Raw genomic sequence first — 26,022 nt, 5'->3', positions numbered from 1 at the left:
TGCACAACTAGCTCCGTGTCCACTGATTCAGACTTGCTGTAGATTTCATAGGCAATTTCTCCGCCATCTTGCGGATAAAGCCCAATATTTATAGCAATCGGCCGCTCCTCAGCTACCACAGGCCGGAGCCATAATACATCTTTTAGACGAACACAAATCCGACTTTCTTCCAGAGATGTATCGACTTCCTCTACAGCCGCTCGCGCCATTTCAAGGTAGGCCACTCCAGGCAAAAGCTTCTGTCCCTTGATCACATGATCAGTGAGGAAAAATTCTCTTCCCGTAAATGTGGAGCTGAACTGAAGTCCATAAATATCGGACGTATTTCGCTGAAGCAAAGGATGAATGATGGCTGACGTCTCCTGCTTCGGTCCAACATTGTTTGCTCCGCTCAGCTTATTGGTATCGATTATGCAATAACGTTCCCTGGCAAAAGGATAGGTAGGCAGGCTAATACGGTTCGGCTTATTCTTTCCGTACAGCACGTCCCAGTCAAAAACCGCGCCTTTTACCCAAAGGCGTGCGATTTGGGCATAGTCGCTTTCACTAACTAACGCCTCAATCGTCTCGGCCGCACCCTTTTGTGTTTCCCGGTCTCTATTTTCTTCTCTATAGCGTTTTGCCTGCCCAACATATAAGCTATGGATACCTTCTCGGCCTTCCACAAATCCCTTTAGCTTCTCCTCAAGCTCGGAGAGAGAAACTACAGTGAAGGCCAAACGTTCTTCCATCGCTTCGCGTCCCGCCTGCAGGGTATACGCTATATCTCCCAGACTGCTGTCTGTGAACTGGCGCACCCGGATTGCAGCCCGCAATTGCCGTGCCTGATCTTGCAGCTGTGCTTCAGTCTTGGCTGACAGCACAACAATAGCCGGCTTTTGGGTAGCGAAGGTAACCGGCTCTTTCTCCTGATTTTCCGAAACATATTCCTCGATGATCAAATGGGCATTGACACCGCCGAATCCAAAAGAGCTGACCCCCGCTCTCCGAGGAACATTTTTCCCAGAAGCATCTTGCTGCTGCTTCCATTCCCTCGTCTCCTGAACGATATAGAATGGACTGTCTTCAAGTTTGATATAGGGATTCATTGCATCGCAATGAAGGCTTTTAACAAGTTTTTTATGCTTCAACTGAAGCAGCACTTTGATGACACCGGCGATCCCAGCAGCCAATTCCAGATGTCCGATATTGGTCTTCACTGAACCTAGGCCACAATGGGGTTCATTGATCCCGGGTCCCTTTATAGTCTCATAAAGCTCTTTAAAGGCTGCTTTCAGTCCGTTAATTTCAATTGGATCGCCTAATTCGGTGCCTGTTCCATGGGCCTCAATGTAAGAGACTGTCCTTGGGTCGATACCGGCCTTTGTATATGCATTTACCAGCAAATCCGCCTGTGCCCTCGGATTGGGGGCTGTCAGAGAATTCGCCCGGCCTCCGTGATTAACGGCTGTACCCCGAATTATGCCGTAAATATGGTCTCCAGCCTTTTCTGCATCCTTCAGCTTTTTCAGGAAAAGCATGCCCGCCCCTTCACCGCGCACGTAACCGTTGGCTTGATCAGAGAAGGTTTTGCATCGGCCATCCTCACACAGCATCCCTGCTTTATTGAAGCTGATATGAAGCTCAGGTGTGATAATTACATTGACACCACCTGCAATTGCCATTTCGCAGCTTCCATCTTCTATAGCCTTTACTGCCCGGTGAATGGCCACCAGTGAACTGGAGCAAGCTGTTTCGACAGGCTCGCTCGGACCATGAATATTAAGGAAATAGCTCATACGATTGGGTCCCACCGACGGCGCCATTCCACTGGAGGAGTATGCCTCGACATCCACATTTCCCTGATAGATCATTCCGCTATAGCCGCTATTTGCGGTTCCTGCAAAAATGCCTGTACGGCTCCCAGATAGACCTGCTGCTTGAATCCCAGCATCTTCAATCGCCTTCCAAATATAAGTCATCAACAGGCGCTGCTGCGGGTCCATGAGTGCGGCTTCCCTCGGTGAAATTCCAAAAAATAAAGGGTCAAACTCATATATCCCGTCAATAAACCCGCCCCACTTGATGTTTGTTTTATTGCTCTCATCCGCAGGGTCACCGTAATATGCCTTCCAATCCCAGCGATCCTCAGGTATTTCAGTGATACAATCCCTGCCTTCCTCAAGATTTTTCCAAAACTCATCTACATCCCGGGCCATGGGAAAGACACCGCTTATGCCTACAATTGCAATAGGTTCAGAACCCGCCTGGGTCTGTTGCGGCATAGCTAGCACATTCTTGTTTGCAAATCGAAAACGCTGGCGTCTACTGCGGATGCAGTCTTCCCTATCCTCCTCTTCATTCTGCACAGAAGGCTCAGTCCGGGTCTGGACGAAAAACTGCTCACCAAGCAAGGTGGCATATTCGTCCACTAAATACCTGCAGAAGTCATGAAGTGTAGTGTATTCAAAGAATACGGCAGGTGTCAGCTCAAGTCGGTACAAGTGATTGATGTTGTTGGCAAATTGCGTGAGCAAGATGGAATCAAAGCCATACTCACTCAGTTCGACATAGGCATCAATATCTTCAAGTTTGACTTTCAGCAATTTCGATACCGCCTGCATCATGGCGGTCTGCACCTTGTCCAGCAGGTCCGGTGCGGCATTACTTTCAGTAGAAATTGCTGAAATAGTTGCTGAAGCACCCGCCACCTTTTCAAGCTGTCTGGTTTCCGGAATTGCTATTAAACCTACTGTTCTTTTCATTTTTTCGAGATTGCCTTCCATCACCATAACCTGATCAGCACCCGTAAGCATGGCACGGTACAAGGCCTGAATGCCGGAAGAAGTTGAAATACTGCCCATGCCTGTGTGCTGTTTTACCAGCTTCTCCGTCTCCTCATCAATATGCATCCCTCCTTCTTTCCATAGTGGCCAATTGATAGATAACGTTTGGCCCTGGCGCTGCTGCGATCCTGTCAAAGCGTTCCGGTATCTGGCGTAAGCATCCATAAAGGCATTAGCGGTAGAATAGTCCACCTGTCCCTGATTGCCCAGTCCTCCGGCTACCGACGAAAACAGAATGAAGAAGTCAAGAGGCAGGTTCTTACTCGCCTGATCCAAGTTCACTACCCCTAATACTTTGGGAGCGAGAACCTCCAGCATTTCCCTGCTATTTTTTTTGAGTATACGGTTGTCACGAATTACTCCTGCACTGTGAATGATGCCATTCAAGCTTCCGAATTCTGCCTCAATTTCCCGAATTAAATCAGCCACCGCCTGCTCCCGGGACACATCGGCCTGCTTATATGCTATTCGTGCTCCTAATGACTCCAATTTCTTTATCTCTGCCCGCTTGCCCTCATCCAGCGCGGAACGCCCCGTTAAAATCAACGCAACATTATGAACTTTATTTACAATCTCTTTGGCAAAAATAAGTCCCAAGCCACCAGCACCACCGGTAATGAGGTATACTCCGTTCTCCTTCCACGGGATGTCTACCATTTCCGGAGAAAACGGAACCTCGTTCCAACTGGAAATCCACCGTTTGCTTTTCCCATACCGGATCTGGATGTCTTCAGGACTCCAGCTGTTTTCTTTTAAAATATCTATGATTGCACTCGGGGCCTCATCCTGTTCAAGTTCTATCAACTGTCCCACCAGTTTTGGATGTTCTATTCTGGAGGTTTTTAAAAGACCCGAGAGCCCTGATACAAGCTGCTGCTGCTCCTCCTGGTCGTTAGTGACAATTTGGATTAACACCTTGCCATGGTTTTTTTCGCTAAAAATTCTTTGCATCAGCTCAAGTACCTGAACGGCGTAACGCTGGAACTGTTCCCCGATTCTGTTTTGATCAGGTTGCAATAATATACATTGTGCGCCGCTTATTTGAGCTTCTACTTGTTCACAGGAAATCCCGGACGGCTGGCAAAGGATCACGACATGGCGATCATACACAGGTAAATCACCCTCTATGGTAACTCCCTGCTCTTTCCACACGGGTTCAAGCATCAAGGTACCAGAATTGGACTGCGCGTCTATGGAAATAGACTCTATATCCAAAATTCTTGATGAATAACCCTTTATTCTCACGCAGATCTCTCCGGTTTCGTCGCTCAGGTCAATATCTAGTTTCTGTGCCTTATCTCCCGCTTTACCGTCTGCACTGTATCGAATCAGCGCCCACATGGTGGAGCTGCAATTTTTTATAATTTCAACTTCCTGAATGGCATACGGCAGAGCGGGCTTAGTCTCGCCAGAGCCCAGCGTCAAGCCTATGGATGCCTGCAAAGCGGAATCGATCATGCTTGGATGCAAGACAAATTGGCTTTGAGTGTCAGAGACTGAGGAGGGCAATGATAGCTTCGCCAGCACCTGACCTTCTCCCGCATATACCATCTCAATCCCCTGATGCCCGGGACCGTAATCAATCCCCAAATCTCTGAAAACGCCATACAATGCTGTCGGATAAAAGCTTCTGCTGCATGTATCCTGCAAATCTTTTATATTCAATGCAGGAACCTCCACCGCCGATCTCCGTACCGCATTGCCGTAGCTATATATCATAAGCTCTGTATCACCGGCTCCGTTATTTCCATAAATCTCATATGAAATCTCTTGATCTTCATTCTGGAAAAGCCCGATATGCAACTGTATTGGGCCATCCTCTAGGGTAATAGGCCGTGCCCAAACCACGTTTTTAAGGCACATTCCGACCAAGTGGCCCTCATCCGTCCCTAGTGACTGCTCCACTGCCGCCCGCGCCATTTCAAGGGATGCAGCCCCAGACAGCACCTTGCGACCATTTACTACATGATCCTTCAGGAAAAACTCCTGACCTGTAAAAGTCGAGCTGAACCGCTGTTCAGAGAAATCGGAGGTGTTTTGGTGCAGCAAAGGATGAAGTGCAGCCGCAATGACAGAAGTCGTGCCTTTGCCTGCCTTATTGTCTAGCTCGGGCGCCCAGCACCGTTCTTTTGCAAAAGGATAGGTGGGTAGACTAATCCGGCGAGGCTTGATGTCCCCATACAGCTTGTTCCAATCCATCGTTAGACCCTGTACCCACAGCTCCGCAATTTTTTCTAATTTTCTCTTCTTGATCCAGGTTTCAAGCAAGGATTTGGCATCTTCATCTGCCTCAAAGAGCCCGATCCCGTCTTTGCCCTTTTTCACCTGAGCCGTCAGGACTCCAGCTGGCAGATGATGATGAATCAATCCATCCAGCGCTTTTAGTAGATTATCTTTTGAATCTGCCACAAAAGCCAGACGATAGTTCAGCGGCTCACGGCTCACCTGCAGCGTATACGCCATATCAGCCAAATTAAGATTTGGCTGATATGCAATAAAGTTTCTCATGTTTTCGGCATAGGTTACTAATTGCTTCTCATTTTTGGCAGACAATACGAAAAGAACGGGACTATGCGGTTCGTCCTCTACTGGTAATTTTCCAACCTCAGGACGATATTCTTCAATAATAAGATGGGCATTGGTACCGCTAAAACCAAAAGAGCTCACAGCGGCACGTCTTTTGTTCCCGCGAGAAGGTTCCCAGTCCTTTAATTGTGTATTTACATAAAATGGAGAACCATCAAAATCAAAATGCTCATTCGGGTTCTTGAAATTCAGTGTCGGTACCAGTTTCTTATGCTTCATGCATAATAGCACTTTTTGTATGCTTGCTACGCCTGCTGCTGCCGAAGTATGCCCGATATTACTCTTTACCGAGCCTATGGCACAGAACTTCTTCTGATCTGTTTTTTCTTTGAAAGCTTCTGATAAAGCCTCCAATTCAATAGGATCGCCCAGCTTGGTGCCTGTCCCATGCATTTCAACATAGCTAATACTTTCGGGTTCAATCTGATACTTATTGTATATCTCCTGCTCAAGCTCTATTTGGCTGTTTGCGCTTGGCGCGGTAATTCCGTTGGTTTTTCCATCCTGATTGATCCCAGTTCCGATAATAACCCCATAGATGTGATCCCGGTCAGCTTCCGCATCCTTTAGCCGCTTCAGAACCAGCACCCCTGCTCCTTCGCCTGGAACAAAGCCGTTGGCACTGTTGTCAAATGTCTTACACTGACCATCTGGTGATAACATTCCCGATGCAGACATACCTATATAGGATTCCGGGGTCAGGTATAAGGACACACCGCCGACCAGCGCCATTTCAATCTCTTTATTTGATAAAGCCTGGCAAGCAAGGTGAGTAGCCACCAGCGATGAGGAGCATGCCGTATCCACAGATATGGCAGGTCCTTTCAGATTAAGAAAATAGGAAATACGAGCCGCTGCAATAGCGTTGCTATTCCCGGTAGTATTGCTGAACTGTGCTTCATTCTTGTAGCGCATCATACTATACTCATTATTTAAAATGCCAAGATAAACGCCGCATTTTTTATTTCCCAACTGCGAGCCGCTATAACCTGCATCCTCAAAGGCTTTATAGGCTTCTTGCAAAAAGATGCGCTGCTGCGGGTCCATCCCTTCCGCCTCGGTAGGAGATATATTAAAAAATAACGGGTCAAAATATTCTATATCCTCCAGGGCACCCAGCCACTTGCAATTTACTTTCCCCTCTTGTGCCGGACGCGGATCATACAACGGGTCTACGTCCCAGCGGTTCTTCGGGATTTCAACAATGGAGTTTTGGCCTTGAGCGAGATTTTTCCAATATTGCTGTACATCTTCGGCACCAGGATATCTTCCCGAAATCCCGACAATTGCAATTGCATCTTGATTTTCCGAAGTTGCTGACACTGATTCCTCTTCTGCTTTTATCCGACGCAATGGCACCGTTTCCGCTTTAGGCAACTGCGCTGGAGAGCATTGGATCGTGTCTGTTCGCGGCAAATGGACTTCTGCTATAGGTTTGTCCGTGCCTGTGACTGTGTCCAAGGGCTGCTGAACGAAGCTTTTCTTACCCCCATGCTTATTGATTTCTTGTGCCAAAAACTCGGTAAATTGCAGAATAGTCGGATAGTCGTAGACCTTGGTAGCTGCAATGGATGTGCCGTAGCGCTTATTCATATTTCGAATCCATTCTACGCCTATAATGGAATCCAATCCGATGTCTATAAAGTTTCTATCTGCCTCAATCTCGCTCTGTTCCATGTATAAGGCTTCAGCTAGGCTTGCCGTCAGTTCTTCCTGTAATTGCTCTGTAGAGACACCAGACGGAGTTGTGCCGAATTGCGGCTGCTTTTCAGGCGATATCGGCATCAAATGGACTTGAAGTGAAGTCTCTGCCTGCTTATTCATTTCCAATGATACGAGCGGCGGTAAATGCTTCGCAGGTGCCTGATCTGGAATAGACGCAGCAGAAGACGGCATGATTAATTCGGCCTCACGACCGCCCAATTCCTTTTCTAAAAATTTACTGAACTCCCGTATGGTCGGATAATCGTAGACTTTTGTCGCTGTTATGGATGTGTGGTAGTGTTTATTAATGTTTCGAATCCACTCTACGCCTATAATGGAATCCAATCCAAGATCAACAAAGTTTTTATCCTCATCGATCTCGTCCCGATCTATATATAAAGCTTGCGCCAGACTTGTTGTCAGCTCCTCCTGCAATATTTCTGACGATATGGATAGGGCAGGAGCCACAGGCGTCTGTTCTTCCGTCTTTTTGTCCTTTTCTGATGTAGGCATTACCCCTTCCGGAGAAGTTAAAATAATCGGAGACCCCTGCTGGTTGGCAGACTTACTAAGCTGCGGCTGACTGTCCGACAAATTCCGTAAGGAAATCCCGCTTGGTTTTTCAGAACTACTGGAAAAACCGGATAGCAATAAAGCTTCAGGAGGTGCAGGCTCCATCACTTGAGATTGAACATGAACTGCTTTTTCTTGAGATTCACTAGGGATTCTTTCTACAGATGGGATCGTAATATCCGTGATCCAATACCGCTCCTTTGCAAAAGGATAGGCTGGCAAGCTTATTCTCTGCGGCTTGGCATCTCCATAAAGCATGCTCCAGTCCATCGCCAGTCCCTTCACCCAAAGATCCACAATCTTCGCATATTTCCGTTTCCCGATCCAGGCAGTGATCGTTTTTTCCATATCTTCATCTTCTATCAGTGCGGACAGTGCCTCTTTGTTTCGCTTGACCTGTCCTCGGTACAGCTCGGATATCCCCTCGTGGCCTCCTAGAAATCCTTCCAGCTTTTCCACCAGTGCTGGCATCGATTCGGCAATTACCGCCAGGCGTTCTTCCATCGCTTCACGTCCTACCTGGAGCGTGTAGGCTGCATCAGCCAGATTGCTTTCTGTGACCTCTCCTTTCCCGATCACGGACAGTAATCTCTCGACCTGCTGTTTCAGTCGTTCCTCATTTTTGGCCGACAACACAATAATAACGGGGTTGTGAGCTGTCACACGGATGGGCGCCTTCTCTTCCGGAACGTACTCTTCGATGATGACATGAGCATTGGCGCCTCCTGCTCCAAATGATGAAATCCCCGCCATCCTCGGGTATTCCCGGGTCTCTCCACCGAGTTCAACTACAGGCCGCTTCCATTCCTCCAGCTCCTGCTGGACAACAAACGGCGTCTGCTCAAAAGGAATGTTCGGATTCAGTTCCTGGGCGTGCAGGCTGGGAACCAGCGTCCGTTTTTTCATCTGCAAGACAATTTTCCCAATCCCTGCGATGCCCGCTGCCGCCTCCAAATGTCCGATGTTGGACTTCACAGAGCCCACGGCGCAAAATCCCTTGTCTGCCGTATCCTTCCTGAAGGCCTGGGTCAGACCGGTTACTTCAATAGGATCTCCCAGTTCTGTACCGGTTCCGTGAGCTTCAATATAGCTGATGGTCCGGGCATGTACCCCGGCTCGCTCTAGTGCTGACCGGATCAGCTCCCCTTGAGCAGTCGGGTTAGGCACTGTATACCCGTTAGTCTTGCCTCCATGGTTGATACTCGTTCCCCGGATGAGCGCATGGATCGGGTCTCCATCTGCTATCGCCTTGGACAGCGGCTTCAATAAGACGACCCCCACGCCTTCTCCTGGGACAAAGCCGTTGCCTCCCTTTCCGAAGCTCTTGCACTGTCCGTCTATGGACAGCATCTGGTTGGCGCAAAGTCCGACATAGCTCAGCGGATGCAGATACAGGTTCACTCCTCCTGCCATAGCCAGCTCGCATTCTCCGCGGTACAGATGCTCACACGCTTCATGAATCGCAGTCAACGAAGACGAACACATCGTATCCACCGGCATGCTCGGGCCCTGCAAATTGAACAGGTACGAAATTCGGTTGGCTACCGAGCTAAAGGAAGTGTGAGGGAATATTTGCGCTCCCTTTCTCCATAGATCAAGACCGTACAGATCAAATCCTGTTTTGGTAATTCCCGCAAATACACCTACCCGGCTGTTATGTCGTACTGCAAGCTGTTCTCTGGTGTAGCCTGCATCCTCCATCGCTTCCCAGCAGGCTTCAATGAACAGCCTTTCCTGAGGGTCCATACTGAGTGCTTCCCGCGGTGCAATATTAAAAAACAGTGGATCGAATTCCGAAAAGCCTTCGATAAAACCGCCCCACTTGCTGTAACTTTTACCATGCGCAGCCGCTTCTTCTTTGTCAGGCTGGAAGAATCCTTCCAGCGACCAGCGTTCCTGCGGGATTTCGCCGATACAATCCTTCCCTGCTTTGAGATTTTCCCAATATTCGTTCATGTCCTTCGAACCTGGATACTTGCCTGCCATACCAATGATGGCGATCGGTTCACGTGTTTCCTCTGCGCCAGACTGCACATAGCTTCGAACCGGCTTCACGTAGCTTCGGGTAAGCTTCGCTGTCACCTCTTCCGCAATCGTTTGTTCCGCAACTGGCGCGCTTTCTTCTTCGGCACACTGGGTTGCCGCAGTCGTTTCCTCCACCAGCTGCATGTCTGGACTCATTCCGACCCACTGCATGCATTCCAGTGCGTATTCCGCCACTAAATGTTCTGCCAGGGCACGCAAGGTCTGGTACTCGTAAAACAGCGTCTTGGACAGCTCGCCAAAAGATCCTGCCAGCTTGGCATTCAGCTGGGTAATCATGATGGAATCAATGCCATAGCGCTCTAGCGGTTCATGAGCTTCAATGCTACCAACGCTCAGCCGGGTCACCTCTCCCAACAGCGCCTTGAGATGATGCAAAGTTTTATCGTAAAGTGAGGTCGTAGCCAGCTTCGATACAGATGTCTGTATCGCACGGATACTGGTCTGCGAGACGGACTTCGCCAGATAGGCCTCGATTTTTTCAGGCTCTCCTTCTAAGACCATCACCTGCTCTTTGCTTGAGGACAGGCATTGGTACAACGCCTGAATGCCCGACTCGGTCTGTAGAGCCGTAATGCCCATATTTTGTCTCATGAGCTTTTCTGTGTCCGCATCGATCCGCATCCCGCCCTCTTTCCACAGCGGCCAGCGGATGGATAGCGTCCGGCCCCGTCGTTGCTTGGCTTCCACCAGGGTATTTCGGTATGCCGCATACGCGTCCATAAAGGCGTTGGCGGTGGCATAATCGGCCTGTCCCGCATTGCCCAGGCTACCCGAGATGGAGGAAAAGAGCACGAAGAAGTCCAGATCCTGACCGCTACTTGCCTCATCCAGATGGATTAGCCCTTGGACCTTCGGTCCCAGCACCTCGATAAATTCTTCCCTGCTTTTCTTGAGAATGAAGTTATCGTGAATCACCCCTGCACAGTGAATAATACCGTGGACACGCCCAAAATCCTCCTGGATGCTTTCCAGCAAGCCAGTCACCGTGTTCCTATCGGTGATATCCCCCTGCTTATACACCACTCTGGCCCCTAAGGACTCCAGCTCCTTTAGCCTCGTCTGCTTGTTTCCATCCAGCGACGACCGGCCTGTCAGGATCACAGTCGCTGCTCGGGTATGCCGAACCAGCTCTTCTGCAACAAGCAGCCCCAGACCGCCAAAGCCGCCGGTAATAAGATAAACGCCACCGTCTTTCCATGGCAACTTCTCATCCGGCCGAGATGGCTCGAACCTGCTCCAGCAAGCGGTTTTCCGTTGACCGCCTTCATAGCGAATCCATCCATCCACCGGACTGCGGCTGTTTTCCTCCAGCTTCGCCCGCAGGCTTTCCTCAGATTCTCCCTGTTCCACTTCGATCAATTGGCCGATGAGTTTCGGATTTTCCAGCCGGGCGGTCTTCAGCAAACCTGAAAGTCCCGAAAAGAGCTGCCCTTCTCCAGCCGCCGCCACGACAAGCTGAACCAGCACCCTTCCAGCAGGCTTGTCTTTAAGAATGCTTTGGATGCTCTCAAAGGTCTGAACTGCATAGGCCTGAAACCGCTCATCCACCCGGCTTTTCCCGGATGAGAAGGCCAAGACCTGCGCCGCTCCGTTCACTCGCGCTTCAAGCCGTTCAGGCAAAGCCTCGTCCGGCTCACACAGCAAGATGATACGACGGTCATAAGCAGGGGCTTCGACCTCCGGCGGTACGTTCTGCTCCTTCCAAACTGGCTCCAGCAGCAGGGTATGGCTAGCTGTAGCCACTGGTTTTGCCTCTGGTCTAGAAATCGTTAATTCGATTTCACTTTCTATACCTATGCTCTTAGCCATTTGAGCTTCATTCCCAGGCGCCCAATACCGCTCTTTTGCAAAAGGATAAGTCGGTAGCGGAATTCTGGAGTACTGTTCATTTGAAAACAAACGCTCAAAGTCTAACGGATATCCCTGAACATATAAATCCGCAATCGTAGTTAAAAACTCCAAATACTCGCGGGCATCACCTGCATTTTGACAGTTTTGGATACATTCATTTCCATATCTTTTCAAGGACGATTGAATGCGTTGGTCTTTTTCGTGTAGTTCAGAATAATAAACTTGAGAAGAACTGCCTTTTTCCAGCCACCTTTTAAGGGACATGACAAGCTCACCTTGATTGCGGGCAACACATGCAAGCCGATGATTGCAGTGCTTTCTCCCAAGCAATAATGTATAGCTCATGTTACCGCAGTCTGCCTCAGGCTCCTGTTCGCAATATGCAATCAGTTGCTCCACCTGGCGGCGTAATTGTTGTGAAGTCCGGGCGGACAGCGGAATGAAATAAGCCGGCTTTTCGGAATGTCTTCGTTTTGTATGTGGAGCCTCTTCGATGACCATGTGGGCATTAGTTCCACTGGCACCAAAGGAGCTAACCGCAGCACAACGTCTGGCTTCAGGCTCAATCAACCAATTCTGCAGTTGCGTATTGACATAAAAAGGGCTATCCGCAAACTGAATATTGGAATTGCCTGATTGGAAATGAAGTGAAGGCGGAATCTGCTCATGTTTTAATGACAATAACAGCTTAATTACTCCTGTAATTCCTGCTGCAATTTGCGTATGACCGATATTCGTTTTAATGGACCCGATCGCGCAATATTCCTTCTTGTCCGTATACTTTCTAAATGTTCGCGTCAATGCCTGATATTCAATCGGATCTCCCAATTTGGTACCTGTCCCATGCGCTTCCACCAATTGGATTTGCTCTGGATGAATATGAAAAGTATCGTACACATATTGCTCCAGTCGCTCCTGAGACTTCTGGCTTGGTGCAGTAAGTCCATTCGTGGTGCCGTCCTGATTGATCGCTGAACCTAAAATCACCCCATAGATGTGGTCACCATCGGCAACTGCTTCGTCAAGCCGTTTGAGCACAACCGCGCCAACAGCTTCACCCGGAACCATTCCGTCTGCCCTGTCATCAAAGGTATAACAGTGCCCTGTGTGAGATAACATGCCTGCCCTGTCACCATATAAATAACAGCGAGGGGTAGTATGAATATACACCCCGCCAGCTAAAGCCATATCCGTTTCCCCAGACCATAAGCTTTGGCAAGCAAGATGGGCAGCAACTAACGAACTGGAACAAGCTGTATCTACAGCTATAGCTGGTCCGTGAAGATTCAAGTAGTAGGAGATTCTGGAGGGAATCACGGAACCCATATGGCCCCACAGTGCTTGCGGAGGCAGGTCTTCACCCAGCAATCGCTGGTAGTCTCCTTCGGCACAGCCTACATAAACTCCGCACCGACGTCCATCCATCCCTGTACCCGCATAGCCCGCATCCTCTAGAGCATGCCATGCTTCCTCGAGAAACAACCGCTGTTGTGGGTCCATGTAAGTCGCTTCCAGCCCCGAAATATTGAAAAAAAGCGGATCGAACTTATCAATATCCTCCAAAAAGCTTCCATAATTGCAGTAGCTCGCATTTTTTTCCTGATATTTTGAAAGATCCCACCGAGTTACCTCTTTTACTAAATCGTCGCCATTCTTAAGGTGATTCCAAAGCTCATCTACATTGTCAGACCCGGCAAATCGCCCGCTCATTCCAATAATTGCAATCGGCTCTCTTTGCGCTAAATCCTTCCCTTTATTCTCCTGTTTAGGTCTCTCTGGCTCAATGGATGCACGTGCCGTTTGAACCGGATTAAACATATAATCTTTATCCTTATCCTCAGTCGCTTGGATTTCACGGCTTGCATCTTTTCTATCCTCTATTGAATCAGCATTGTGTCCCAAGGCCTGTAAAACGGTATCGCCAAATTGGCTTAAAATGTATACCGTCAGTTGTTTTACCGAACTGTAATCAAAGATGTCTGTAGTCTGCAAATGAATGCCCAGCCCCTGATTGACATCCTGTACAAAGTTGACGCCAAGAATAGAGTCCAAGCCATAATCTGCGAATGACTCATGGACATCAATCATTGAAAAGTCCACATTCAAGGCCTCTGCCAACTTCTCTACAATAAGCTCCCTGACATGCTCTTCAGCCATTTCATCGGTTACATCAGTAGCTGGTTGAATCCCTGTGTCACGCTGTTTCAATGGAAGCTTGTCATGTTCAAGCTCCTGTTGATGCCGAAGCATACCATCACTTTCAGCCACAATAATTTGTTGGCCTACTTCATGCGCTTCCTGAGCAGGGAAAAAGACGGACCGGAATCCCTCGTTTTCCAATACCTCCTGCCAACTTTCAGGGTATAAACCGGGGGAGCCCGGAATACGCAGTTCAGGGTCATTATAAAGCCACCATCCCTCCAACAAGCCAAAGGTTAAGTGGTTTAACAGCGAGTTTCCACTGATTTCATTGATAAGAATCAGGCCGTTTTTTCGCAGCGCTGCTTTGACATTGCCTAACGTATGCCGAATGTTCCTCGTGGCGTGCAGGACATTGGTGGCAATCGCAATATCATATCCGCCCGTGTCGATATCTTGTCCCACAGCCGACTCTTCCACATTAAAAATTTTATAAGTCAGGTAAGGATTTCGCGGGCCATACTCTTTTTGTGCATGCAATAAAAATGCTCTGGATTTATCGGTATAGCAGTATTCATGAATATGTTCCTGATAAGGTCGAAGCTTATGGAAGAGCATAGCACTGGTTCCTCCGGTGCCTGCACCAATTTCAATGATTCGAATCGACCCTGTCGGGTCATGCTTAAGCCGTTCATTCAAGTAGGAAACCACAATATCCCCCAGCACTTCATTAAAGTAATCTGCTGCAGGACTATTTTTATATATGCCTTCCACCAGCTTCATGGAGGACTGAGGAAAAACAATGTCGGTGGCAGGTATGTTTCCGGTCAAAATTTCCGGCAACTTGCGCAATGTTGATTCTACGAGTACAACCCAGGCCGAGAGATCCGGGTTTTTCAGCCATTCCCCTTTCTTCAATTCCCACTTCTTCCATACAGCCTGCAGATCAACCGAAGTGTTATCCGTTACGCTATAACAGTCTCCTTTACGGTAAAAATAATGATTCCGTGCCAATACCTCTATGCTTTCTTCAAGCCAGCGATCGTATAAATCCAGCATTGCTGTTTTGGTTTTAAAATCATTAATCATAGCTTTCTTGTCCATATGTGCATAGGGGCCTAATCCCATCAACTGCAAATACCCCCATAGCAATTTGCATAAGACATCATTCATTTCCTTCATCTGTAAGCCTCCTCATCCGATTAGTCCCTCGCGTCGCCCCATCCTGTTCCGAGTAAGCTTGGTTGTCGACCATAGTCGAAGGAATTCTTTCGTATTCAGCCGCTAGATAAGAAATATCTGGCATCTTCTTCATTTTGACACTGGTGGAAATATGGCTCTGAATATTCTGGATATACGAAGGAATAGCTTCGGAATTTGGATCGTCGCTTTCTTTTCCATTCATTTGCGAAATATTTGCCGCTACCGTAGATGCTTTTTGATCAACAAATATATCCGTTGGCTGTACAGATTTGGTAGATTCAATGGAAGCCTGATTGGTTTTAATATCCGTGATCCAGTACCGCTCCTTTGCAAAAGGATAGGCAGGCAGGCTTATTCTCTGCGGCTTGACATCTCCATAAAGCATGCTCCAATCCATCGCCAGTCCCTTTACCCAAAGATCTACTATCTTCGCGTATTTCCGTTTTCCGATCCAAGCAGCGATCATTTTTTCCATATCTTCATCTTCTAGCAGTGCGGACAGTGCCTCTTTATTTCGCTTGACCTGTCCTCGGTACAGCTCGGATATCCCCTCGTGGCCTTCTAGAAATCCTTCCAGCTTCTCCATCAGTGCTGGCATCGACTCGGCAATTACCGCCAGGCGTTCTTCCATCGCTTCACGTCCTACCTGGAGCGTGTAGGCTGCATCAGCCAGATTGCTTTCTGTGACCTCTCCTTTCCCGATCACGGACAGCAATCTCTCGACCTGCTGTTTCAGCCGTTCCTCATTTTTGGCCGACAATACGATGATCACGGGATGGTGAGCTGTCACACGGATGGGCACCTTCTCTTCTGAAACGTACTCTTCAATGATGACATGGGCATTGGCGCCTCCTGCTCCAAACGATGAAATCCCAGCCATCCTCGGGTATTCCTGGGTCTCTCCATCGAGTTCAACCACAGGCCGCTTCCATTCCTCTAGCTCCTGCTGGACAACAAACGGCGTCTGCTCAAAAGGAATGTTCGGATTCAGTTCCTGGGCGTGCAGGCTGGGAACCAGCGTCCGGTTTTTCATCTGCAGGACAATTTTGCCAATCCCTGCGATGCCCGCTGCCGCCTCCAAATGTCCGATGTTGGACTTCACAGAGCCCATGGCGCAAAATCCTTTGTCTGCCGTATCCTTCCTGAAGGCCTGGGTCAGACCAGTTATTTCAATGGGGTCTCCCAGTTCTGTGCCTGTTCCGTGAGCTTCAATATAGCTGATGGTCCGGGCATGTACCCCGGCTCGCTCTAGTGCTGATCGGATCAACTCCCCTTGAGCAGTCGGGTTGGGCACTGTATACCCGTTGGTCTTGCCCCCATGGTTGATGCTCGTTCCTCGGATGAGCGCATGGATCGGGTCTCCATCTGCTATCGCCTTGGACAGCTGCTTCAATAGCACGACCCCCACGCCTTCTCCTGGGACAAAGCCGTTGCCTCCCTTTCCGAAGCTCTTGCACTGTCCGTCTATGGACAGCATCTGGTTCGCGCAAAGTCCGACATAGCTCAGCGGATGCAAATACAGGTTCACTCCTCCTGCCATGGCCAGCTCGCATTCTCCGCGGTATAGATGCTCACACGCTTCATGAATCGCGGTCAACGAGGACGAACACATCGTATCCACTGGCATGCTCGGTCCCTGCAAATTGAACAGGTACGAAATCCGGTTGGCTACCGAACTAAAGGATATTTGGGGAAATATTTTGGCCCCCATCTTCCATAATTCCGGCCCATAAAGCTCGTAGCCCGTTTTGGTAATTCCCGCAAACACACCTACCCGGCTATTATGCTGTACCGCAAGCTGTTCTCTGGTGTAGCCCGCGTCCTCCATCGCTTCCCAGCAGGCTTCAATGAACAGCCTTTCCTGAGGGTCCATACTGAGTGCTTCCCGCGGTGCAATATTAAAAAACAGTGGATCGAATTCCGCAAAGCCTTCGATAAAACCGCCCCACTTGCTGTAACTTTTGCCATCAGCCACCGCTTCCTGTTTGTTAGACTGGAAGAATCCTTCCAGGGTCCAGCGTTCCTGCGGGATTTCGCTGACACAATCCTTCCCTGCCTTGAGATTTTCCCAATATTCGTTCATATCCTTCGAACCTGGATACTTGCCCGCCATACCAATGATGGCGATCGGTTCTCGTGTTTCCTCTGCGCCAGACTCCGCGTAGCTTCGAACAGGCTTCACATCGCTACGGCTGGACTTCGTTGTCACCGTCTCCGCAATCGTCTGCCCCGCAACTGGCGTGCTTTCTTCTTCAGTGCACTGGGTTGCCGCAGCCGTTTCTTCCACCCGTTCCTTGTCTGGACTCATTCCGACCCACTGTATGCACTCCGACACGTATTCCGCCACCAAATATTCCGCCAGGGCACGCAAGGTCTGGTACTCATAAAACAGCGTCTTGGACAGCTCGCCAAAAGACTCTGCCAGCTTGGCGTTGAGCTGGGTAATCATGATGGAATCGATGCCATAGCGCTCTAACGGCTCATGAGCTTCAATGCTGCTGACGCTCAGCCGGGTCACCTCTCCCAACAGCGCCTTGAGATGAAACAAAGTTTTATCGTAAAGTAAGGCCGTATCCAGCTTCGGTGCTGATGCCTCGATCGTACGGACATCTACCTGCGACGCTGCTTTCGCCAGATAGGCCTCAATTTTTTCAGGCTCTCCTTCTAGGACCATCACCTGCTCTTTGCTTGAGGACAGGCATTGGTACAACGCCTGAATGCCCGACTCGGTCTGTAGAGCCGTAATGCCCATATTTTGTCTCATGAGCTTTTCCGTGTCCGCATCGATCCGCATCCCGCCCTCTTTCCATAGCGGCCAGCGGATGGATAGCGTCCGTCCCTGCCGTTGCTGGGTCTCCACAAGGGTATTCCGGTATGCTACGTACGCATCCATAAAAGCGTTGGCGGTGGCATAATCGGCCTGCCCCGGATTGCCCAGGCTACCCGAGATGGAGGAAAAGAGCACGAAGAAGTTCAGATCCTGACCGCTACTTGCCTCATCCAGATGGACCAGCCCTTGGACCTTCGGTCCCAGCACCTCGATAAATTCTTCCCTGCTTTTCTTGAGAATGAAGTTATCGTGAATGACCCCTGCACAGTGGATAATCCCGTGAACACACCCAAATTCCTCCTGAATGCTTTCCAGCAAGCTGAACACCGTGTTCCTGTCGGTGATATTCCCCTGCTTATACACCACTCTGGCCCCTAAGGACTCCAGCTCCTTCAGCCGGATTTGCCTGTTTTCGTCCAGTGGCGACCGGCCTGTCAGAATCAAGGTCGCTGCTCGGGTGTGCCGAACTAGTTCTTCTGCAACAAGCAGTCCCAGACCGCCAGAGCCGCCGGTGATAAGATATACGCCACCGTCTTTCCATGGCAGCTTCTCTTCTTCCCGGGACGGTTCGAACTTGTTCCAGCAAGCGGTTTTCCGTTGACCGCCCTCATAGCGAATCCATCCATCTACTGGACTACAGCTATTTTCCTCCAGCTTCGCCAGCAGGCTTTCTGCAGATTCTCCCTGTTCCACTTCGATTAATTGCCCGATGAGTTTCGGATTTTCCAGTCGGGCGGTCTTCAGCAGACCCGAAAGTCCCGAAAAGAGCTGCCCTTCTCCAGCAGCCGTCACGACAAGCTGAACCAGCACCCTTCCCGAAGGCTTGTCTTTGAGAATGCTTTGGATGCTCTCAAAGGCCTGAACTGCATAGGCCTGAAACCGCTCATCCACCCGGCTCTTCCCGGATGAGAAAGCCAAAACCTGCGCCGCTCCGTTCACTCTCGCTTCAAGCCGTTCAGGCAAAGCCTCGTCCGGCTCGCACAGCAAGATGATACGACGGTCATAGGCAGGAGCTTCGACCTCCGGCGGTACGTTCTGCTCCTTCCAGACTGGCTCAAACATCAGGGTATGGCTGGCTACAGTCACAGGTGCTTCCACCGCTGCTCTGGCCCTTGCTGCCCCAACCTCAACCTCAGGAGCCCAGCAGCGTCGCTGAGCAAAAGGATACGTAGGCAGACTGATTCTTTTCGGCCGGAGATCGTAATACAGCAATTTCCAATCGATATAGAAGCCTTTGGCCCATAGCTCTGCCAGCTTGTTCATTTCACGATTTGAGATCCATTTGCTCACTAATTCCTTGAACACTTCTTCCTGTTCAAACCATTGAACTGAATCTTGCTGATTATGTTCTCCCCTCCAGCAATTCTCGATATGTTCTTGTCCATTCGCGAACGATTCCAGTTTTTGCACCAGCTCGCTCGTATTCTTGACAATAAACGCTACCCGACTTTTCATTGCCGTTCGTCCTGTTTGAAGCGTAAAAGATACATTCGACAAATTGATTTCTTGAGAAGCTGTCAAGAAAGCCGAGAGATCCCCAGCATATGCCTTGAGGCGCTGATGATTTTTGGCAGACAAAGGAATAAGATAGTCAGCAGCATCGTTCATCAAACTGGATTTAGAGCGTTCGGGTTCATCATTGGCTATAAATTGTTCGAAAATGGCATGAGCATTCGTTCCCCCTATGCCAAAGGAGCTTAGTGCCGCCCGATGGGGAACTGACGCATGTTCCCATTTCCGCAGTTTATCAACAACATAAAAAGGCGAATCAGACAAATGGATATCGGTATTGGGTGTATCGTAATTAAGCGTTGGAGGAATCTCATTATGATATAAGCTTAAAGCGACTTTAATACACCCCGCCAAACCTGCTGCAGTATCCAGATGTCCGATATTGGTTTTGACCGATCCAATACCACAAAATTGTTTTTTGGCTGTATACTGCCTGAATGTATCATTTAGGGCAGCAAATTCAACCGGATCGCCCAATTTGGTTCCGGTTCCATGTGTCTCAATATAACTGATCGTTTCGGGATGAATTCCGGTTGATTCGATCGTCTTCTGAATAACTTCAGACTGACCCTTAACACTTGGGGCATAAAACCCTAGTTTGTCAGTCCCATCGTTGTTCACGCCGACCCCTCGTAAAATCGTATAAATATGGTCACCGTCTCTAACGGCATCCAGCGTTTTTTTCAGTAGAACAACTCCAACCCCTTCTCCGCCAATCATTCCGTCTGCAGAATCATCAAAAGCTCTAATATGACCATCGCTAGAAAAGTTCAAGCCAGGCTGATATACATAGCCTAAACTGTTGAAAGGAAAGATTGTTGACGCACCAACCAACGCGTATTTTGCTTCACCGGACAATAGGCTTTGCGAAGCTAAACGCAGTCCGACTAACGAGGAAGAACAGTTGGAATGCACAAATAGGCTGGGACCTTTAAATCCCAATTTATGAGAGATCATAGTAGGAATGGTCCCGCCCTGTGCCAAAATCCAAGTTACATATTCATCCGCATTCCTCAGGATATTAGGCGACTGTGATGCCAAATTAGGAATAAATGATTGATAAAAGCTGCTGCTCGCCGACATATACACACTGGTTTCAGGAATTTCTTTAGAAACATAACCAGCATCTTCAACAGCCTTCCATGCATGCTGTAACAGCAATTTCATCTGGGGGTCCATAAATTCAGCATTTTTCTGGGACAAATTAAAAAACTCAGGGTCAAAATACTCTTTCCCCTCAATTGTGCATTGTCCGGGCACATAGTTTGGATGCTCGACAATCTCTCTCTCCAGCCCTAATTGAGCTAGTTCATCTTCGGAAAAGTACCGGACACTCTCTACCCCTGCCCTCAAATTACTCCAAAACTCAACGTGGTTTTTCGCACCCGGAAAAAGGGACGAGATTCCTATGATTGCGATGCTATCCTCATAATAATCAGGGTAGGATGGTTTATGTTCATCTTCCTTCGAGTCTATTCCCTGTGAAATGGTATTTTCAGTGGTATCTGTTTGTTCTGTTGCAGAAGCTGGGGCCTCGCCTTTTACTTTCATAATATAAGCACTAAGTTCCCTAATCGTTGGATACTTGAACAGTGCTGTCACCCAAATATCGCATTCCAGCTTGTCCTTGATCTTTCTAACCATCTCTGCGGCTGTAAAAGAATTTCCACCCACGTCGAAAAAGGCATCATCCGTACTTAGATGATCGACATCCAGAAGCTTTTTCCATATTGTTAAAACTTGATGTTCAACATCTGATTGTGGCAAATGGATTTTTCTTGTTGCTGTCGCCAGCTCGACCTTGCGACTCATTAATTCCTTCCGGTCTATTTTTCCATTCGGGGTCAATGGCAGCTTGTCTAGTTCGATAAAGAATGCTGGAATCATATAATAAGGCAAGAATGCTTTTAAATAATTTCGCACTTCTTTCGGGTCAAGTGAGGACTTCCCGAACTCGGAGTCGTTCCGCAAATAGTAGGCAACAAGTTGCTTATCCTCTCCTTGTTCCTTGGCAACCACGACGCATTCATCAATTCCTGGATATGTTCTGACCTGACCTTCAACTTCACTAAGCTCAATCCGAAAACCGCGAATTTTCACTTGATAATCCATCCGACCCAAATACTCAATAGAGCCGTCAGAAAGCCACTTACATAAATCTCCAGTTCTATACAGCTTAGTTCCGGGCTTGAATGGGTTGTCAATAAACTTTTCATCCGTAAGCACCGGCTGATTCAAATAACCTCTGGCCAAGCCACTGCCCGAAATGAAAAGCTCACCCGGAAGTCCAATAGGCACAGGTCTAAGGTACTGATCCAAAATATAAATCTGAGTGTTGGCAATAGGCTTACCGATCGAAAGCGGCTTGTCGGCGGTAATCGTTTGAATTGTAGACCAAATTGTCGTCTCAGTCGGACCAAACATATTCCATGCGTCACCGTTGTTATGAACAAAATAAGATTTCAATGTTTCTGAAAGTGCTTCTCCGCCACAGAGCATTTTCATGTTCTCTTCGTTCTTCCAGCCAGCTTGAAAGAGCATGGTCCAAGTCACAGGGGTAGCCTGCATTATTGTCGGTTTTATTTTTTGTATCTCCTGCTTGAGTCTTTCGGCATCCTTGGCTTTTTCAGAACTGCAAACATAGCATTGAGCGCCTTTAATCAAAGGCAGGTATAATTCCAGTCCTGCGATGTCAAAGCAATACGTTGTCACTGCAAGCAGTTTGTCCTGCTCTGTTATGCCTGGCTTTTCTGCCATGGAAAGAAGAAAGTTGGTCAACGCTTTATGCGGGATCATGACCCCTTTGGGTTTCCCTGTACTTCCAGAGGTATATATCACATATGCCAAATGGCTAGACTGCACTTCCCGTTTGAGTGTCTTTCTCCCCTTTACACTACTTGTCAGAAGATCCCAATCGTTATCAAGAACAATGCAGTTCACATTGCTCCCTGCCAGCCGAGACACTTTTTCCAACAATCCCGATTGCGTAATGACAAGGGCTGCATTGGAATCCTGAAGCATATACTCCAATCGATCCTCCGGATAGTCCGGATCAAGTGGTACATAGGCTCCTCCTGCCAGAAGGATTCCCAACAGCCCAATGACCATTTCTAAAGACCGTTCCATGCAAATTCCTACCAGCGTATCAGGAGTCACGCCCTGATTTTGCAAATATATGGCGAGCAAAGTGCTCTTTTCTTTTAATTCCCGATAGGTAAGCGATTGTTCTTCATACACGACTGCAATAGCATCAGGCGTTTTTCTTGCCTGTTTTATGAATAATTCGGGAAAGCATTTATCCGGATAACTCACTTCGGTTGCATTCCAGTCATAAAGGATGCTGTTCTTTTCCTCTTGCAATAGTACTGAATAGTCCTGCAGGGCCCCTGTAGGATTGCTCATTAGTGCTTCCGCTAATCCGATATAACGCTCAGCCATCTGTACAATAGTTGATTCATCGAACAAACCGGAACGGTATTTGATATTTAATGTCATCTCTTCTTCCTGCTCCAGCAGCTCCAATACCAGCTCATATTCACCTTCCTGGTGAATTTCTTCTACCAACTCAACGGTAAAGCTATCGCTATACGGCGCACAAAGCTGCTGCAAGCTTGAAGTTTGCAGGTAATTTTGGTAAGAAAAAACGGTTTGAAACACAGGCGAGCTCGCCAGCAGACGCGGCACATTTAATGCTCGAACCAGAGCCGGAAAAGGATAAGGAGCATGATCCATTCCATTGACTACGGTCATTTGCAATTTTTTCATGAAATCCAAGAATGTCTCTGTCTCCGACACTTGGCTGCGTATGGGAAGCATATTAACAAAATATCCAATTAGTTGGTCAAAACGCTCCTCTGGTCGTACCATAACTGGTATACCAACGATGATATCTTCCTGTCTCGAATACTGGTTGAGCAATATCACATACATACCTAGCAAGACGGTAGACAAGCTCATATATTGCGTACGAGCAAAAGATTTTACCCGATTGACCCAATCAACTGGAAGCCGCTTGGTGTATGTTTGTCCTTCCGTGCTCGGAGTCAGAAAACCTGAGCGGTTATATGGAAGCTCTAGAGTCGGTAAAGTATCCGATAACTGTTGCTTCCAATAGGAAAGATGCTTCTCCCCTTCTGCACTGGCCAGCATTGTTTGTTCCCATTCCACAAAATCGTTATAGCTCGCGGCAGGTGGTAAAACGATCGGTCTATTTCCTCGTACCAAGTCTTTATATGCATCTAAAAAACTTTGAATAAAAAGGACGAAAGAACTACCATCAAAAATAATATGATGGATGACCACTAGTATGAAATGTTCTTGCTCGGACCTGGACATCAGATAAACACGCATCATAGAGTCCTGTTCCAGCGCGAATGGCTGCTTTGCCTTGCTCCGAATAAAGGGAATGATTTCATCCGCTTTCAAGCTTGAAATATCCTCTACCTGCATATTGAACGGCTGAGCAGGCTCCAGCTTTTGATAAGGTGTCCCGTTTTCTTCTTCAATCACACTATTTAAAATAGGATATTGTTCTAAAACGGTGTGGAAAGCCTGTTTAACGTTCTCTATCTCGACTTTCGTATTAAATCGGAGACATATTGGTACATTGTAAGCATTGATTTCAGGAGACATTTTATGTAATAACCACAGTCCTTTTTGAACTTCAGAAAGTGGATTCCTTTGCAAACCGTGCAGGATTGTCTCGGTCTTGGCCTCTACAACCGGTTTATCTTTTTCAATCTTTTTGGCTAAATAAGCCGATAGCAGTTGAATCGTCGGGTATTCTAGAATTTCTCTTGCATTAACCTTGATCGGATAAGATTTTTCGATACCGCGTATGAGCTTCATGACAAGAATGGAATCGATGCCGTAGCCGTGAATATTTTTATTCAAATCTATTGTCTCGGACTCCAGATTCAGTTCCCCATGCAAAAAATGCACCATATATTCCTGAATCTTCAGCTGTATCAACGAAACAGCGTTTATAGTAACATCCGTTTCTCCTATATCTGAATGCGCTGTTGAGAGGGTACTCCGATATTGATAAAGCGCCCTAAGCTCTTGTTTGATATAGGCATTACGGCAGACCTTTCTTTGAATTTTCCCGCTCCCCGTTTTGGGAATACTACCCTTTGGCAGCAAATATATATCATATATCTCAAGTTGATGTGTCCCAGATACAGCGTTCAGCATGTTTTCAACCAGTCGTTTATATTCCTGCTCATGAAGAGGTGCTTCAATCTCCTGTACGACGATTACCTTTTCCTGACCATTGATTTCGGTGGAAAATACAGCGATAGGCAAGGTCAACTCCGGCATATTCTTTTGGATGGTCCATTCAATATCGATAGCATGATGATTTTTACCATGAATGATGATGACTTCCTTCTCTCTGCCGATGACATAGATATGATTGTCTGCAATAAAACCAAGGTCTCCTGTACGGAAAAAACCGTCTTCTTGTGTATTGGAAAGTACCGCCTCAAAAGTGCTGTCCGTTTCTTCCTTCCTGTTTAGATAGCCCTCTGCCGTCCGATCGGATTTAATCCAAATCTCGCCGATTTCCCCTGGTAGGCATTGCATATGACTTTCAGGATGAACAATCCGTATTTCTGTTGGAGCTTCGATTTCCCCGCAGCTGACAACGGTCTTTGATGGATTCTTCTCATCTGTGTATTGGACTCTTCTTTGCTCCAAGCTAGGAATATCCAAATTAAGAAATCTCATCGACTGGCCCGGTTTTACACTGGTAACAGGACACAACTCGGATAAGCCGAGAAGAGGACAAAATATATCTTCTTTAAGCCCTAATGCCCGGAAATTATGAATGAAGTTTTCGTAACTCTCCTTCCGAATGGGCTCACCTGCACATATAATAGCTTGGAGATGGTGTAGAGAATATTCCTGTAGTGAATCTATGTCCAAGGTGGAGCAGCAGTAATCGAATGCAAAGTTTGGCGCAGCCGTATGGGTAGCCTGATACTTGTCAATCATCTGAATCCAGTGCTCTGGATTTTTAGCAAAGCTTTCTGGTGGGAGAAGAATGCTTGAGGCACCATTGAATAGCGGTACCAAAATATTGTTTTGCAGTCCAAAAGCATGGAATTGCGGCATCCAGGACACGATACGGCTATTTTGGTCAATTCTCCATTGCTTAGCCTTAACCTGATTCATCAAACATCTATGGCTGAGAATTACGCCTTTAGGCAGGGATGTAGAGCCTGATGTGTACAGCAAAAGGGCCATATCTTCAGGTGCTGGCATTCTCATCTTCATATCTACGTGGGCGGCGCTCTTCTGAAGAATCTCATCAATATTTAGGATACGAAACGTTCTATACTCTGGTTGTGTTTGCAGAAAGGCTTTGAATGCAGTATTTGTTATGATACATACAGCCTCGGAATCTGTTTGAATAGGCTTTATTTTCTCAAGCATTTTTTCATCTGGCTCTGCTGCTGTAATGGGTGTAGGGATGGCTACGATGTTTGCATAAAAACATGCCAGCATGCTGCTGATATATCCCAGACCCTGTGGAAATACAAGAAGCGCTCTTTCCTGCGCGGCCAGTTCTTTCATTAGAATGTTGCCCAAAGTTTGCACTTGCAGCAAAAGCGTGGTTCCCGTAAGAACTTGAGTATGCTCTCCTTCATTTTCAAAAGTAAACAACTCTGTTTCAGGAAATTGCCGGCAAGTTTCCATAAAAGAAACGATCGGGATATTAAGGTCTGATCTTTGATCATGTTTACGTGTCAT

2 protein-coding genes (1 of these 2 only partly in view) are annotated in these 26,022 nt (G+C 47.7%); both read right to left on the bottom strand.

The window, feature by feature from the left end; all coding sequences use genetic code 11:
* Window positions 1–14,906: the 5' portion of an SDR family NAD(P)-dependent oxidoreductase gene (locus ACXHJ2_RS07250; RefSeq protein WP_165079624.1), read on the bottom strand. The gene continues 4,867 nt to the left of window position 1, outside the view; 14,906 of the gene's 19,773 nt are visible here — the first part of the coding sequence; its start codon is at window positions 14,904–14,906; its stop codon lies beyond the left edge, outside the window.
* Window positions 14,890–26,022 carry a non-ribosomal peptide synthetase gene (locus ACXHJ2_RS07245; protein ID WP_165079623.1) on the bottom strand — a complete coding sequence of 3,711 codons (11,133 nt, stop codon included), beginning with the start codon at window positions 26,020–26,022 and terminating at the stop codon, window positions 14,890–14,892. The genes ACXHJ2_RS07250 and ACXHJ2_RS07245 overlap by 17 nt, the downstream gene beginning before the upstream one ends.

The organism is Paenibacillus sp. ALE3 (assembly GCF_054113405.1).
Note: the sequence above shows the minus strand (reverse complement) of the source record. Positions and strands in the feature narration are given on the sequence as shown.

Bases quoted from the DNA above. Each gene is read 5' to 3' on its own strand.
- ACXHJ2_RS07245 (WP_165079623.1), bottom strand. From the start codon at position 26,022: ATGACACGTAAACATGATCAAAGATCAGACCTTAATATCCCGATCGTT.